The following is a 14,566-nucleotide window of genomic DNA, read 5'->3' as shown; positions in this document are numbered from 1 at the left end:
CGGCCTCCGGCTGATCCGTCACTCCCGCCCCCACACGCCCCCGCGCCGTGGCCTGCGCCTGCTCAGCCGCCCACAGACACCAGCGGCGCACCACCGACCGGTACCGGCACCTCGGCACTGCCGGACCAGGCACATCAGCCCCCAACCGGGCCGCCGCTCCCGGCCTCGCACGTCCCCGCACCGCAGCCTGCGCCTGCTCGGCCGCCCGGGGGTGGCGGGGGTGCGTCGGTGTTTCCGGCGCGGCCCGGGGACGTGTCGGCTCCCCCCGCCGCTTCTGCGTCGGAGCGGGCAGGTGACTGGGCGGTGCAGGGTTCGGTGGGCGGGGGAACGGTCCAGGGGCCGGGTGGGGTGGCTCAGGTGCCGGCCGTGGCGGGACGCGGGTTGCCGCCGGGGGCTCGCGACCTGCCGCCGGGACGGGGCGGGGCCGGGCTGGGGCCGGTCGCGGCCGTTGTGGGGGCCGAGGCCGTCCTGGTGGCGGCTGCCGGGTTCGGGCTGCATCTCGTGTGGCCGGTCTGGGGTGCGGTGGCCGTCGTCGCCGTGTGGGTCGTCGTGCTCGCGGCGCCGCTCGGGGCGGGGCGGGTGTACGGGTACCGGGAGCCGGACTCCGCGGAGCGCGTGCGGTTGGCGCAGGCGTGGCGGGACGTCCAGCGGCGGGCGGGGGCCGGGGCGTACCGGCTGGTGGTCGTCGATTCGGAGGAGCTGAACGCCTGCATGCCGTTCGGGCGGACGGTCGCGGTCACGTCGGCGTCGGCGCGGTCGCTGCCGCCCGGGCGGCTGGAGGCCGTGCTCGCCCACGAGCTGGGGCATCTGCTGGGGTGGCGGGCGGTCCCGGCGTTCGTGCACGCGCAGGTCACGCTGCCCGCCAGGGCGCTGCTGCGGGCGTTGCGCAGGTCGTGGTCGCCGGTCGGCCCCATGTGGCGGCGGGCCGTCGCGTGGCATCGGCCGATCGGGTTCGTGCTCGTGTTCCTCCTCGCGCTGGCCGCCGCTGCGGTCACGGTGGTCGCGGCGGTGCCCACGGGTGCGGCGTACGCCGCCGCGTGGGGTGCGCGGCTGCTGAGCCGGCGCGGCGAGGGCAGGGCGGACGCCGTGGCCGTGCGGCTCGGGTTCGGCGCCGAGCTGGTCGCCGTTGTGGAGGACCGCATCGAGCACGCCGGGGAGGGGCTGCCGCTCCACCTCGTCCGGCGGGCTCAGGGGCTGCGGCGGCGGCTCGGGTGATCAGCCCCCGCCGCCGAACAGCGGCGGCGGTCCCTGGCGCGGGCCGGGCCGGTGGCCGGGCGGCGGCCCCGGGTCGGACGCCAGGGGCGCCCGCGGGGGCGGCGGCGCGGGCGGCGTCGCCCACTGCGGCGGCGGGGCGGCCCACTGCGGCGGGAGGCGGGAGAGCGCGGCGGGGCCGGGAAGCGCCTGGCGCGGGGCGGGCGGGTCCGGGAGGGGGCCGGTCGTGACGCGGTCCAGCGTGATGATCGCCGGGTCGCACTCGACGGGCGTGATGGTGCGGCCCCCGCCGGGCGCCGACTGGACGAGCAGCAGCGCATGGTCGGGAAGGTGCTGCAGGGTGACGGGTTCGACGACGTACTCGTACACGCGCTGCGTCGTGTCGGCGTCGCTCCAGTTGGTGCTCTCCGCGTAGGAGTAGGCGGCCGACCAGTTGCGGGTGGTGGAGGTCGCGGTCCCCTCGGTGTCGCTGCGGCTCGTCGAACCGCCCCGGTTCCGGCCGCGCTGGCTGGACGTCGAGCGGTCGGGGAACAGCCCGAACATCTCCCCGCCCGAATAGCCGACACCGGAGGAGCTGCTCGTCCCCCAGTTGCGGGACGTTCCGGTCGTGCGGCTCGTGCTCCGGGTCTCCGAATCGCCCTCGCCGCGCGTGCCGGTGGACGTGTGCGACTCGTTCCCGCCGACGTTCTTCGTGATCTGCGACAGGACGAACCGGTGGTCGCGCCCGATGAAGTCGGCGGCCCGCGCGGCGTCCTCGTGGTTGCCGAGCCGCATGAACGCGACCGCGCCGCCGCCGATCAGCGCGGCGGACGTCTCGCGCAGCCGCCGGAACAGCAGGGTCAGCGGGACGCCGCGCCGCTCGCAGGCGTCCGACAGCCGCTCCAGGTGGCGGCGGGCCAGCTCGTCCGCGCCGGCGACCACGAGCGCGGGCGTCGACTCCCAGGACGCGGTGATCCGGTGCGTCACCCACTGGACGATCAGGTCGGTGAGCAGTTCGGACCGCACGTTGCGGGCCTGGCTGTCCAGCGCGATGCAGGTCAGGTAGCCGGCGCCGGCCTTGGACGGCTCGGTGCCGAGGTTCTCCAGGGGGTGGACGTAGGACTCGATCCGCGACAGGTTCGCGTGGGCCTGGCGGCGGTACTCGACGGTGAACAGCTCGTTGGCGATGCGCCGCCGTTCGTCGCGGGTGAGGGCGTCCCCGTCGTCCGGTTCCCCCATCAGGACGCGCAGGGCGGCGGCGATCCGGGCGAGGGTGACGTCGTCGCCGAGGGCGCCGCACACCTTGGTCAGGATCCGGTCGTCCATGCTGCGCTCGGCGCGGGCGGCGTCGGGGGTTCCGCCGTGCATGGACTCCACGATCGCGTCCACGAGGTCCTGCGGCGGCATGTCGGCCAGGAGGCCGGAGGACGCCTGCCGGCTGGGCAGGAGCTGCGCGTCCACCCCGATCCAGGCGGCCCTGGCCAGCTCGACCAGTTCGCGGCTGACGACCTCCCGGGACAGGTCGAGGACGAGCAGCGGCTGGACGGCGAGGGTGGACGTCCCGTAAGTGGTGAGCAGCGCCTCCCAGGCGAACAGCGTCCCGCCGAACACGTCCAGGCGGCGGCCGGGGCGCGGCGCTGCGCCCCATTCGGGGAGCCCGTCGAGCCGCGCCCGCTCGGCGGCCTCGTGGGCCTGCTTGCGCGCGTGCCACTGCCGCGCCTGTTCCTGGTAGCCGCCGACGACCTGCTTCTCGGCCAGCGCGTGGGCCTGCCGGGCGGCCTGCCGCTGCCGGACGGCCCACCATGTCAGCGCCCCGCCGGGCGCCATCGCGATGACGGCGAGGAGCAGCGACCCGATCGAGAGGCCGGTGGAGGCGCCGGCGGAGCAGGCGGCGAACATGACCAGGACGAGGGCGGCGGCCCCGCTGACCGGGAGCGTCCGGCTCAGCCTGCGCTGCGCGGCCCGCTCGGTCTCGGCGACCCGGCGCGCCAGGTACTCGGGGAGCGCCTGCCGCCGCGGCGGCGGCTCCGGGAACGGCGTGCGGAACCACCACCGGTCGCGGAACACCCATCCGATGCGGGGGTCGGGGCTGAAGAGCCGTTCACGGCGCGACAGCAGCCCCCCGTGGTCGACCGGTTCGCCCGTCACGACGCTGAACCCCCGCTCTGCTCGGGTGCCGACTGGACCGTCACGCCTTCGGGCCGCGCGGCGATGCCGCAGACCACCCAAGCAGATTGACTGGGAACTTGTCAGGCCCTCCGTCTCAAATCGGCCTTCACACCGCGTCTCTTGCTCAATAGCCTGACTCCCCATGGCGGGGACGGAGATGTGGGAGCTGGTGCGCGGGCTGCCGGTGTGCCGGCTGCTGGAGGTGCCCCGCCCGGACCGGGAGGACGGCCGGGACGCGTGGCGCGACCAGCGGCTCGCGGCGCTGGTGTCGGCGTACCACGCGGGCGGGGAGCCGGTCCTCGTCGGCTGGCGCCGCGCGGCGGCGTTCGGGCCGGCGGAGGTGTTCGTCGGCGGGTCCGGGCTCATCGCCGACCGTGACGGGCGCGCGGCGACGCTGAGCCTGCCGGCGGGCGGGCGCGGGGTGGTGCTCCCGGGCGGCGTCGCCGAGGAGTCGATGGCGCACTGGGTCGGCATCGGCGGCATCGCGGACGGCCTGCTCGTCGACGACCGCCTCGGGGAGGAGGAGCCCGCCCGGCCGTCGCTGGAGGACGGCCTGCTCTCGGTGTGGACGCAGCCGTTCGCGTGGCTGCTGGTCGCCGAGCCCGTGGACCCGTCCGAGGCCGAGCGCCTCGCCGACGACCTCGCCGACCGGCAGCAGCGCGCCCAGTCGATGGCGGAGATGTCGCCGGAGGAGTCGGTGGCGGCCGTCCGGATGGAGCGCCGGCACCGGGAGCTGCGCCGGTCCGCGTCGTCCGGGCTGTGGCGGGTGCACCTGGCGGCGGGCGGCGCGACGCCGGAGGCCGCCGCGCGGGTGGCGGCGCTGGTGTGCGCGTCGGCCGACCTCTCGGGGCTGCCGTACGCGCTGGTCCCGGGCGCGAAGGGGCCGTTCGAGGCGAGCACCCGCCTGGTCGCGGCGCTGGCGCGGCCGCCCGTCCGGGAGGTCGCCGGGGTCCGGTTCGTGATGCGGCCGGAGTTCGACGTCACGCCGGAGCCGGCGGGCGCCGGGGTGCCGCTCGGCCGGGTCCTGGACCGCAACCGCCGCGAGGTCGGGCCGCTGTCGCTGCCGCTGCCCAGCCTGAACCGGCACACGTTCGTCTGCGGCGCGACCGGCGCCGGCAAGTCGCAGACGATCCGGTCGCTGCTCACCGCCGCGTCCGCCGCCGGGCTGCCGTGGCTGGTCGTGGAGCCCGCGAAGGCGGAGTACCGGCTGATGGCGTCGCGGCTGGCGTCGGCGGGGCTGCCGGACGCGGAGGTCGTCGCGATCCGCCCGGGGGACGCGGAGGCGATCGCCGCCGGGATCAACCCGCTGGAGCCCGCGCACGGCCCGGACGGGCGGCCGTTCCCGCTGCAGACGCACGCCGACCTCGTCCGGGCGCTGTTCCTCGCCGCGTTCGAGGCGGACGAGCCGTTCCCGCAGGTGCTCTCGGCGGCGCTGACCCGCTGCTACGAGCGGCTCGGCTGGGACCTGGCGCTCGGCGAGCCCGTGCACGCGGCCCCCGGGGGGCGCGCGGGGCCGCCGCCGCGCTACCCGACCCTCGCCGACCTGCAGGCCGTCGCCGAGGAGGTCGTCGACGACATCGGGTACGGGCAGGAGATCACCGACAACGTGCGCGGGTTCATCCGGGTGCGGCTGTCCAGCCTGCGACTCGGCACGACCGGGCGGTTCTTCGAGGGCGGCCACCCGATCGACTTCGACGCGCTGCTCGCCCGCAACGTCGTCCTGGAGATCGAGGACGTGGGCGACGACCGCGACAAGGCGTTCCTGATGGGGACCGTCCTCGTCCGGCTGGTGGAGCACCTGCGGATGCGGCAGGGCGCGCCGGGCCTGCGGCATCTCAGCGTGTTCGAGGAGGCGCACCGGCTGCTGCGGCGCAGCGAGCAGGCGGGTCCCGCGTCGCACGCGGTGGAGACGTTCGCGAGCCTGCTCGCGGAGATCCGCGCGTACGGGGAGGGGCTGGTCGTGGCGGAGCAGATCCCGTCGAAGCTGGTCCCGGACGTCATCAAGAACACCGCCGTCAAGATCGTCCACCGGCTGCCCGCGCAGGACGACCGGGACGCGGTCGGCGCGACCATGAACATCACCGGCGCCCAGTCGCAGTTCCTCGTCACGCTGACGCCGGGCGAGGGCGCGGTGTTCGCCGACGGCATGGACTTCCCGCACCTGGTGCGCATGCCGGACGGCTCCGGGGTGGAGCGCGCGGCGCCGCTCGCCTCCCCCGGCGTCCTGGTGGCCCCGCGGAGCGGCACGTGCGGCGCGGACTGCCGCGACTCGCCCTGCACTCTGCGCGACATGCGCACCGCCCAGCGCGCCGTGGCCGACCGCCCGGAGCTGGTCCTGTGGGCGGAGCTGGCCGCCGCCGCGCACCTGACCGGCTGGGGCGCCCCCGCCCCGGACCCGTCCGTCCTGGACGGGCTGCCGCGCCGGCTCCGCGACTGCGCCGTCTCGCACGCCGTCGACGCGGCCGTCGCGTCCCGCGCCGCTCCGCCGGACCTGGCCGGCCATCTGGTGGCCGTCCTGCACGGCGAGCCGTGCGCCGACGACGAGACGCCCTATTTCGCCGCGCCCTACCGCTGGTGCCTCGTCCTGGAGGAACTGCAGCGAGCGCACAAGGAGAACCCCGACGGCGGCCGTCACCCGCTCAGCGGCAAATGGGAGGCCCTCTACAACAGGGCCATTCCCGGCGGCACCCTGGCCGATCAACTCGCCGTTGTGACCGCCTGGTGGAACCGCGACCAGCGGGACCTCGACGCCCGGTCCCTCGCGCTGTGGGGCACGACTTCGGCGATCGAGACCGCGGTGGGCGCCGTCCGGAGCGACGCCGACTGGCCGGACCGCCTCCGCGAGGCCACCGCCGGGTTCGGAGACGCGGGCGGCCTGATCGAGGGCTTCATTCCCACCGAATAGCCGTCTTCTGATGCACCCTGGCGACCATGGGGATTCTGGAGCAGGTGGCACCGAACCTTGTCGACGTCCTCCGCCGCGACGCCTGGTGGATGCGACGCCACCCTGCGGGGCGCCCGCCGCCTGCGGCTCAGTCCTTGACGAGCTCCGCCTCGACGCTGATCTCGGCGCCGGCGAAGAGCCGGGACACCGGGCACAGCTCGGCCGCCTCGTCGACCGCGGTCTGGAAGCCGGCGGCGTCGAGGTCGGGCACCTTGCCCTCGACGCGCAGCGCCGACGACACGATGGTCGGCACGCCGTCCACCTCGTCGAGCGTCACGGTCGCGGCGACGGTGAGGCGCTCCGGCCGAGCCTTGTGCTCGCCGAGCCGCAGCGCGAGCGCCATGACGAAGCAGGACGAGTGGGCGGCCGCGGCGAGCTCCTCCGGGCTCGTCTTCCCGTCCGGCCGGACGGTGCGGGCGTCCCAGCTCACCGGCAGCCCGCTGAAGGCGCCGGTCGTCCCGTTGAGGGTGCCGCTCCCCTTGGCGAGGCTGCCTTCCCAGGTGGTCTCCGCCGTCCGCTCAGCGATCGCCATGTCCGTCTCCTCCTACTGTGACCGGATTACTTTTTTCCACGCTTCACCTATTTTTACAGGCTTATATGTGAAAAAAACAAGGGCGAGCGCGGCGCGATGACCCGGTCGCGGGGGCTTGCGGGGTGTCAGGCGGCGTAGTTGCGCAGGACGCGGAGGGCCTCGGCGGCGTGCGGCCCCTCGGCGGTCAGCGCGGTCTGCGCGGGGGTCAGCCGGCGGGCGCCGACGCGGCAGAACTCCGCGGCCGGGCCGGTGATGCGCGACGGGGCCGCGGGGTCGCCGAACGTCCAGCGCGCCCCGCCGGGGGCGGTGAGGTCGCAGTGGACGGGCGCGTCCGGGAGGCCCTCGACGGAGAACGCGTAGGGCAGGGTGCGGTGGGCCAGCCAGGCGATGTGCCGGAGCCGGTCGGTGTCGGGGTAGGCGATGCCGAGCGGGACGGCGATGTCCTGGGCGTGGGCCCAGTGCTCGGCGATCCGCGTGGTGGCGAGCGTGCGGGGCGAGAGGGAGGTCCGCACCCAGGGCATGCGCGTGCCCGGCGGCTGCGCACGCAGGAGGTCGGCGGTGGCGAAGGCGGACCTGCGCCAGCGCGCGAGCAGGTCGGCGGGAGGCGACCCGCGTTCGGCGGCGACCATGCCGTCCACCACGTCGTCCACGCTGCTGCCGGCGGACGACAGGAACGGCGTCGCCTCCCCGGCGGCCGGCTCGCTGATCACTTCGTTGGTCTGCGCCAGGTGCAGGACGACGTCGGAGACCGTCCAGCCCTCGGCGCCCGACGGGTGCGCCCACTGCTCCGGGGTCAGGGACGTCAGCATCGCGTCCAGCTGCTGGTACTCGGCGGTCAGGTCGTCGAAGACATCGGCCATGCCGCCACGTTAACCGAATCTGATTCGGTTTGATCTGTCCACAGGTGGTCAGGCGAGCTTCTCCAGGCGGTCGGCGGCCTCGGCGGCGCCTCCGGCCGCCGCGAACGCCGGCCGGGCGGCCTCGGCGGCGGCGCGGTGCGGGCCGTCGGCGAGGACGGCGGCGAGGGCGGCGCGGAGTTCGTCCGGGCCGTCCACGGAGATGCCCGCGCCGGCGGCCTCCACCCGGCGGGCGATCACCGGCTGGTCGTCCCGCATCGGCGCCATCACCAGCGGAAGCCCGTGGGACAGGGCCGCGCAGACCGTGGAATGGCCGCCGTGGCAGGCGACGGCCGAAAGGCGCTCCAGGAGCTTGTGCCGGGGGACGCGCTCGCGGACCAGGACGTTCGGCGGCGGCGCGTCCACCCCGGCCCCGGCGAAGACGGCCTGGACGTCCATGTCGCGGACGGCGTCGGCGGCGGCCCGGAAGAACCGCTCGGCGGGCGGACCGGTGACCTTGCCGAGGGTGACCAGGACGGCGGGGCGGCCGTCCAGCCACTCCCACGGGAACGCGCACGGCGCCTCGCGGGTCGCGGCCGGGCCGACGAAGGCGAAGTGGTCGGGGAAGAAGGAGGTGTCGCCGACCAGCGCCGACGTGGAGAAGACCAGCGTGAGGTGGTCGGAGAAGCGCAGGTCGAGCAGGTCCTCGATGCCGTGGCCGAGCTGGAAGTCCCCGATGTGGTCGCGGATCTCCTCCTCGACGTCGGGCCGGTCGGCGAGCGGGCGGGTGAACTCGGCGGGCGACGCGGCGGAGGTCGCCCAGGGGATCTCGCGGTGCCGGGCCGCGACGGGCGCGGCGAGCACGGCCTGGTCGGAGACCACCGCGTCCGGGCGGAACCGGTCGAGGGCGCGCTCGACGCCCGGCATCATCGCGTGGCCGAGCGGGACGAGGAAGTCCTCCCACAGGAAGCGGACGGCGTCGAGGCCGCGCAGCTCCAGCCAGCGGTCCCGCACCGGGCCGAACTCGTCCCCCGCGGTGCTGAAGATGCGCGAACCCGGCCGCAGCAGCGGCTCCAGCGTCGGGCGGTGCCCCGTCCAGGCGACCTTGTGGCCGCGGCGGGCCAGCTCGGCGGCGACCGCGACGGTCGGGGCGATGCGGCCGGTGAGCGGCGGGACCGCGAACAGGAAGCGGCGCTCCGGTGTCCGCACCCGCTGGATGCCCGGGTCGCCGAGGATGGACGGGACCTGGACTCGGCGGGCGCTCGCGCGGCGCTGGGTCATGCTCGGCTCTCCTCCATGTCCGTACCGGCGGACGCGGTCGTCCAGGCGACGACGTGTCCGTCGAGTTCGCGGGTCTGCACCGTGGTGACCGCGCCGCCGGCGGCGATGAGGAGCCGCTCGGCGTCGGCGACGGTCACGACCAGTTCGGCACGGTCCGTCTTCATCGACTGCAGCACCGCCTGCTTGGCCGCGCGGACCCGTGCGTTGTTCTCGTTGACGGCCAGCCCGATGCCCGCCGGGACGGCGCCGGGCCGCACGAGGGCCACGCCCAGCTCGGCGTCCGAGGCGATCGAGACGGTCAGGGGCTCGTCGAAGGGGCCCGCCACGGCCGGCCCGTCCTGCACGGTGAGCTCGGCGGGGAAGAGCGGGCCGTGGCCGTTGCGCCAGAGGTGGTCCCTGACGGCGTCCTTGGCCGCGATCCGCCCCAGCAGCCACGGCCCCTGCGCGACCGGCGGGAGCGCTTCGTACTCGGCGCGCTCGGCGGCGCGCAGGTACTGGCGCATGAGCAGGTCGCGCGACGCCGTGCCGTCCCAGCGTTTGCGGGCCAGCGTCCACCCGCCGGGCTGCGGCTCCCCCGTCCCGGACACCTCGGGGGTGAACTTCATCCGCCACAGGGCTTCGTCCGTGTAGAAGCGGTGCGTGGTCCAACCGTCGATGCGCGCCCACACCGCCCCGTCCTCGCGGACCATCTCCGCTGAGCAGCGCATGGTCGTGTCCGTGAGGGACTGGTTCCAGACGGTCGTCTCCAGCCGCTCCCCCGGGGACGGCGACGCCCCGTACAGCAGCACCCGCTCGATCCCCACGGGGAACACGGTCTGGTTGGTGTCGCCGTACACCTGGATCCAGTGCGCGCAGAGCTGCCCGGCGCCGTCCATGAGCGCGCCCGGCGTGGGCAGCGCGGTCAGGACGGCGCGCACACCGTCCTCCGCCAGGGCCGTGATCTCGCTGATGCCGCGGAAGAGCGGGCCGTGGAACATCCAGCGCTCCTCGTACAGCCGCTCGGCGGTGACGATGGGCGGCCCCTCGATGGTGAGCGGCGTGTGGTCCGGGGTGGGCGGCGCCGGGTAGCGCTCGGCGAGCAGGACCGTCCCGTCGGCGTAGTCCGGGATGACGACCTTCACCTTGCGCGGGCGGGCGCCGCCGTCGGCGAGGCGGGCTCTGATGTCGACGGTCGTGGGCGGGTCGGCCACCATCCACCGGACGGCCCGGACGTCCTCGAACCCGACGACGACCATGTCGGGCAGCAGCTCGCGCGCCGTGCCGGCCATCGCCTCCACCAGCGCGGCCAGCGGGACGACCGGGAACCGGTCCGACATGTCGGGCCAGCCGGGGGCCTGCGGGACCAGGCAGTGGTCGGCCAGCTGCGGCATCGCCTCGACGGAGAAGACGCGGGAGACGCTCAGCTCGGCGGCCGCCGGGGACGGCTCCGCCGCCGCGGCGGGCGACGGCCCGCCCCCGAGCGCCTCCAGCACCGACTGCGCGCCCGTCGTCGCGTCGTTGAGCAGCGCCTCCAGTTCCGCCATGACGGGATCGTCGGCGGGCAGCGACGGGACGCCGGGCGCCGGGCGGATCGGCTCCACCGTCCCGCCCAGCCTGACCAGCGGCGTGCCGAGGTCGAGCCGCAGGCCGCCGGCCGGCGCGGGCGGCGCGCAGCCGCCGTAGCCCTCGGCCCACAGCGCGGCGACGACCCGGCGCAGCTGCGCCATCCCGTCCCGGTCCGGCACGTTGACGGCCATCGCCAGGTGCTCGCGGTCGCCGAGCCGGTCGGCGACGAACCCGGTCAGCCCGCCGGGCCCGACCTGGACGAACGCCCGCACGTGCGCCGCGCCGTACAGCTCCTCGATCAGCTCGCCGAACCGGACGGGCTCGCGCAGGTGCCGGACGGCGAGGTCGCGGACCGCCTCGGCCCCGCGCGGGAACGGCGCCGCCGCCGACCCCGACCACACCGGTACGCGGGGCTCGCGGATCTCCAGCGCCTCGAACGAGTGCCGAAGCTGCTTCTCGAACGCCTCGGCCGGGGGCGCGTGGAAACCCGTCCGGAACGGCAGCTCCGTGCCGAGGACCCCCTCCGACGCGAGCCGCCCGAGGATCTCCCGGACGGCCTCCGGCGGCCCGCAGACCACCGACTGGTGCGGGCAGTTGTCGTGGCTGACGACGACCCCGGACCCCGCCGCGGCGGCCTCCCGCGCCCGCGCCGCGCCGCAGCCGAGCGCCGCGTACAGGACGTCGGGGCCGTCGAGCACGGCGCCGTCGAGGTCCCGGACGAGCGCGGCGGCGTCGCACATCCCGGCGACGGCCATGGCCGTCCACTCGCCGAGGCTGTGCCCCGCCATGACGTCGGCCTCCACGCCCAGCTCGGCGAGCGCGGCGGCCAGCAGGCGCCCGGCGCCCAGGACGTCGGCGGCGTGGCCGATCAGGTCGGTGCGGCCCGTGAGGCCCGGGTCGGGCATCCCGAAGTGCTCGGCGACGTCGGCGACGCGCGGGGCGAAGGCGGGCTCGAACCCGGGGAACAGGAACGCCAGCCGCCCGCCCTCCGCGAGCAGGGGCCGCGGCGAGAACCACACATCGCTGCGGCCGCGCCACGCGGTCCCGCGCTGGACAACGGCCCGCGCCAGCTCGAGCCTGCGGGGCGTGGGACCGACGATGGCGAGCCTGCACGGAAGGTCGGGGACGTCCTCCGCCGCCCGCGCCAGGAGCCTGCCGTCGGGGGCGGCCAGCTCCTCGGCCAGCTCCTCGGCGGTGCGCGCGGCCAGGCGCAGCACGGCCTCGCCGTCCCGCGGCGTGTCGAGCCTCCGCCGCCCCGCCCGCCGGGCGCACGACGACGGCGGCTCCTCCAGCACGACATGCGCGTTGGCGCCGCCGAACCCGAAGGCGTTCACCACGGCCCGCCGGGGGCCGCCGTCCCGCCGCCACTCGGACGCCTCCCGGAGCGGCCGCAGCCGGCCGTCCTCCAGCGCCGGGTGCGGGTCGTCCACGTGCAGCGTCGGCGGCAGCACGCCGTCGCGCAGCGCGAACGCGGCCTTGATCAGCCCGGCCATCCCGGCGGCGTGCATCGCGTGCCCGATCATCGACTTGACGGTGCCGAGCCCGACCGGCGGGCCGTCCGCGCCGAGGACGCGGCGCAGCGTCGCCAGCTCCGCCTCGTCCCCGGCCGGGGCGCCGGTGCCGTGCGCCTCGACGAGCCCGACCGCGCCGGGCGCCGCCGGGTCCAGGCCCGCGTCCCGCCAGGCGCGCTCGACGGCGAGGACCTGCCCGTCCACCAGCGGGCTCATGATGCTCGCGGCCCGCCCGTCGCTGGACGACCCGGCGCCGAGGATGACCGCGTGGATCCGGTCGCCGGCGCGCTCGGCGTCCGACAGCCGCTTGAGCAGGACCATCCCGGTGCCCTCGGCGAGGAGCGTGCCGTCGGCGGCCCGGTCGAACGGGCGGATCGCCTCGCTCGGGCTGAGCGCGCGCAGCTGGCTGAACAGGCTCCACACGGTGGCGTGGTGCGCGAGGTGGACGGCCCCGGCCAGCATCGCGTCGGCCTGCCCGCCGCGCAGCGCCCGCACGGCGTGCTCGACCGCGAGCAGCGACGAGGCGCACGCCGCGTCGAGCGTGTAGGCGGGGCCGCGCAGGTCGAACGTGCCGGCGATGCGGGACGCGGCGAGGCTCGGCACCAGCCCGATCGGCGCGTCCGGGCCGTCCGGGCCGAGCCGCTCGCAGAACGCCCGGCGGATCTCCGCCAGCCGATCCTCCCCGAGGTCCGGGACCAGCTCGGCGAGGATCGCGGCGACCTGGTGGGACGTCCGGACGCGCTGGTCGTGGCGGGCCAGGCCGGGCGTGATGTAGCCGCCGCGCCCGACGACCACGCCGATCCTGGACCGGTCGGGCAGCCGCTCGTCGCCGCCCGCGTCGGCGATCGCGTCCCCGGCGGTGCGCAGCGCGAGGAGCTGGTCGGGCTCCATGCCCCCCACGGCGGCGGGCAGGATCCCGAACCGCGCCGGGTCGAAGGTGGCCAGCTCGTCGACGAACCCGCCGCGCCGGCAGTAGAACCGGTCGCACTCCGGGGCCCGCGTGTAGGCGTCCGGGTCGTAGTAGAGGGCGGGGTCCCAGCGCCCGGGCGGCACCTCGCTGATCGCGTCGAACCCGGCGAGGACGTTGCGCCACAGCTCGGCCGCCGACCCGGCGCCCGGGAACACGGCCCCGGCGCCGACGATCGCGATCGGCTCGCGGTCCCTGTTCACCGGTCGTCTCCGGTCAGGAGAACATGCGTCTCGTCCCCCGCGCCGATCTCCCGCACCAGCGCCGCCGCGGCGGCGCCCGGATCGACCGCCCCCAGGCCGGCGACGAGCGTCCGCCCCCGCAGCCGGCGGCGCCACGCGTGCGCCAGCATCGCGCACGCGTCGTCCCCGGCTTGCATGTCGTCGCCGCGGAGACCGCACAGGACGGCGAAGAACCCCACACCGGACGGGACCGCCTGAGCGAGCGCGGCGGCGCCGTCCACCCGCGCCCGGTACGCCTCTTCGAGGCCGCCGGGCGTCTCGGCGAACCCTGCGGCGTGGATGACGCCGTCCAGGCGCCGGTGGGTCAGCTGGACGTTCTCGACGAGGCTCCGCACGGCCTGCGCATCCCGCGCGTCGCCCACGTGATACCTGACGGACGCCGCATGCTCCCGCATCAGCCGCACGTCCTGTTCGGGCGTGCGGCCCATGAGCTCGATGTGGCAGCCGCTCGTCCTGGCCAGTTCCAGGGCCGTCCGCGCGACGACCTCGTGCTCGCCGCCGGTCAGCACGACGACCGCGTCCCGCCCGAGGTCAGGGGCGCCGTCCGGCGGCTCGGACGGGAGCAGCTCCAGCCCGCGCCGCACGCCGCCCCGGTGCCCGACCGCGACCGGCCCATCGGGGGCCAGCAGCTCCGCCATGATCCGCCGCGCGATCGCCCGCGGGGTGTCGTCGGTGTCCATGTCGAGCGCCCGCACCAGCGCCTCGGGCCGCTCCCGCGCGAGCGTCCGGGCCAGTCCTCGCAGCCCCGCGCCCGGCGCCGGATCGCCGGCGGCGCCGCCGGCGAACCCCTGCCCGAACGTCCCGCCGGCCCCGCTCGCGAGGACGAGCCAGCGCGGCTCCCCCTCCAGCGCACGCCCGATCCCCGCGAACGCCCAGGGCAGCACGGCCGCCGCCCCCGGCCGCAGGGCCGCCAGATGGACGAGCCCGTCACACGGCCCGTCGACGTCCGGCAACGTCCGCACCTCCGCACCGCGGCGTTCGAGCAGATCGCCCAGCTCGACCGCGATGCCGCACCCGTCGTCCACGAGCACGAACCGCGCACCGGCGAAGGCCTCCCCCGGCTCCGGCGCCCTGGGAAGGGGCTCAAGCTCCACAAGCCGCGAAACCCGCCGCACGACCCGACCGCGACCCCCAGGCCGCGGCCACACCTGCCGGTCGGCAGAACACTCCCCCACCGCCCCATCCGCGGCGGGCTCCCCCCGCCAAGCCGGCCCCTCACCCCCGACCGACTCCCGACGCACGGCCGGCTCGTCGCGCACAGCCGCACCCTCACACATGATCGGTCCACCGCGCACGGCCGAGCCCTCTGACACGACCGATCCCCCGCGCTCGGCCGACTCCCCGCGCA

The 14,566-nt window shown here is 76.3% G+C and carries 8 protein-coding genes; 2 read left to right on the top strand and 6 right to left on the bottom strand.

What is annotated here, in order from left to right; genetic code table 11:
* Positions 1-366 precede the first annotated feature (366 nt).
* Entirely contained in the window at positions 367-1,215 is an 849-nt protein-coding gene (locus ACIWVC_RS17030; RefSeq protein ID WP_396454305.1) for a M48 family metalloprotease, read from the top strand.
* On the opposite strand, the gene ACIWVC_RS17025 is transcribed toward ACIWVC_RS17030, so the two are convergent.
* Positions 1,216-3,339, bottom strand: a complete 2,124-nt coding sequence (locus ACIWVC_RS17025; RefSeq protein ID WP_396454304.1) for a hypothetical protein — start codon at positions 3,337-3,339, stop codon at positions 1,216-1,218.
* A gap of 163 nt (positions 3,340-3,502) precedes the next feature.
* Here ACIWVC_RS17025 and ACIWVC_RS17020 point away from each other — a divergent pair, with 163 nt between their 5' ends.
* Positions 3,503-6,265, top strand: a complete 2,763-nt coding sequence (locus ACIWVC_RS17020) for an ATP-binding protein (protein ID WP_396448606.1) — start codon at positions 3,503-3,505, stop codon at positions 6,263-6,265.
* 127 nt (positions 6,266-6,392) lie between these two features.
* Here ACIWVC_RS17020 and ACIWVC_RS17015 read toward each other — a convergent pair whose 3' ends face one another.
* The 5 genes from ACIWVC_RS17015 to ACIWVC_RS16995 form a co-directional block, all read right to left on the bottom strand.
* On the bottom strand, positions 6,393-6,836 hold the full coding sequence (locus ACIWVC_RS17015; RefSeq protein ID WP_396448605.1) for an OsmC family peroxiredoxin: 444 nt from the start codon (positions 6,834-6,836) through the stop codon (positions 6,393-6,395).
* A gap of 125 nt (positions 6,837-6,961) precedes the next feature.
* Positions 6,962-7,696, bottom strand: a complete 735-nt coding sequence (locus ACIWVC_RS17010; RefSeq protein WP_396448604.1) for a maleylpyruvate isomerase family mycothiol-dependent enzyme — start codon at positions 7,694-7,696, stop codon at positions 6,962-6,964.
* 48 nt (positions 7,697-7,744) lie between these two features.
* Positions 7,745-8,953 carry a glycosyltransferase gene (locus ACIWVC_RS17005; RefSeq protein ID WP_396454303.1) on the bottom strand — a complete coding sequence of 403 codons (1,209 nt, stop codon included), beginning with the start codon at positions 8,951-8,953 and terminating at the stop codon, positions 7,745-7,747.
* Positions 8,950-13,179, bottom strand: coding sequence for a beta-ketoacyl synthase N-terminal-like domain-containing protein (locus ACIWVC_RS17000; protein ID WP_396454302.1), 4,230 nt, complete (start codon positions 13,177-13,179; stop codon positions 8,950-8,952). The genes ACIWVC_RS17005 and ACIWVC_RS17000 overlap by 4 nt, the downstream gene beginning before the upstream one ends.
* On the bottom strand, positions 13,176-14,312 hold the full coding sequence (locus tag ACIWVC_RS16995) for a KR domain-containing protein (RefSeq protein WP_396448601.1): 1,137 nt from the start codon (positions 14,310-14,312) through the stop codon (positions 13,176-13,178). The genes ACIWVC_RS17000 and ACIWVC_RS16995 overlap by 4 nt, the downstream gene beginning before the upstream one ends.
* Positions 14,313-14,566: the final 254 nt, after the last annotated feature.

The sequence above is a fragment of the Actinomadura sp. genome, assembly GCF_044508335.1.
In the GTDB taxonomy this organism is placed as follows: Bacteria; Actinomycetota; Actinomycetes; order Streptosporangiales; family Streptosporangiaceae; genus Spirillospora.
Note: the sequence above shows the minus strand (reverse complement) of the source record. Positions and strands in the feature narration are given on the sequence as shown.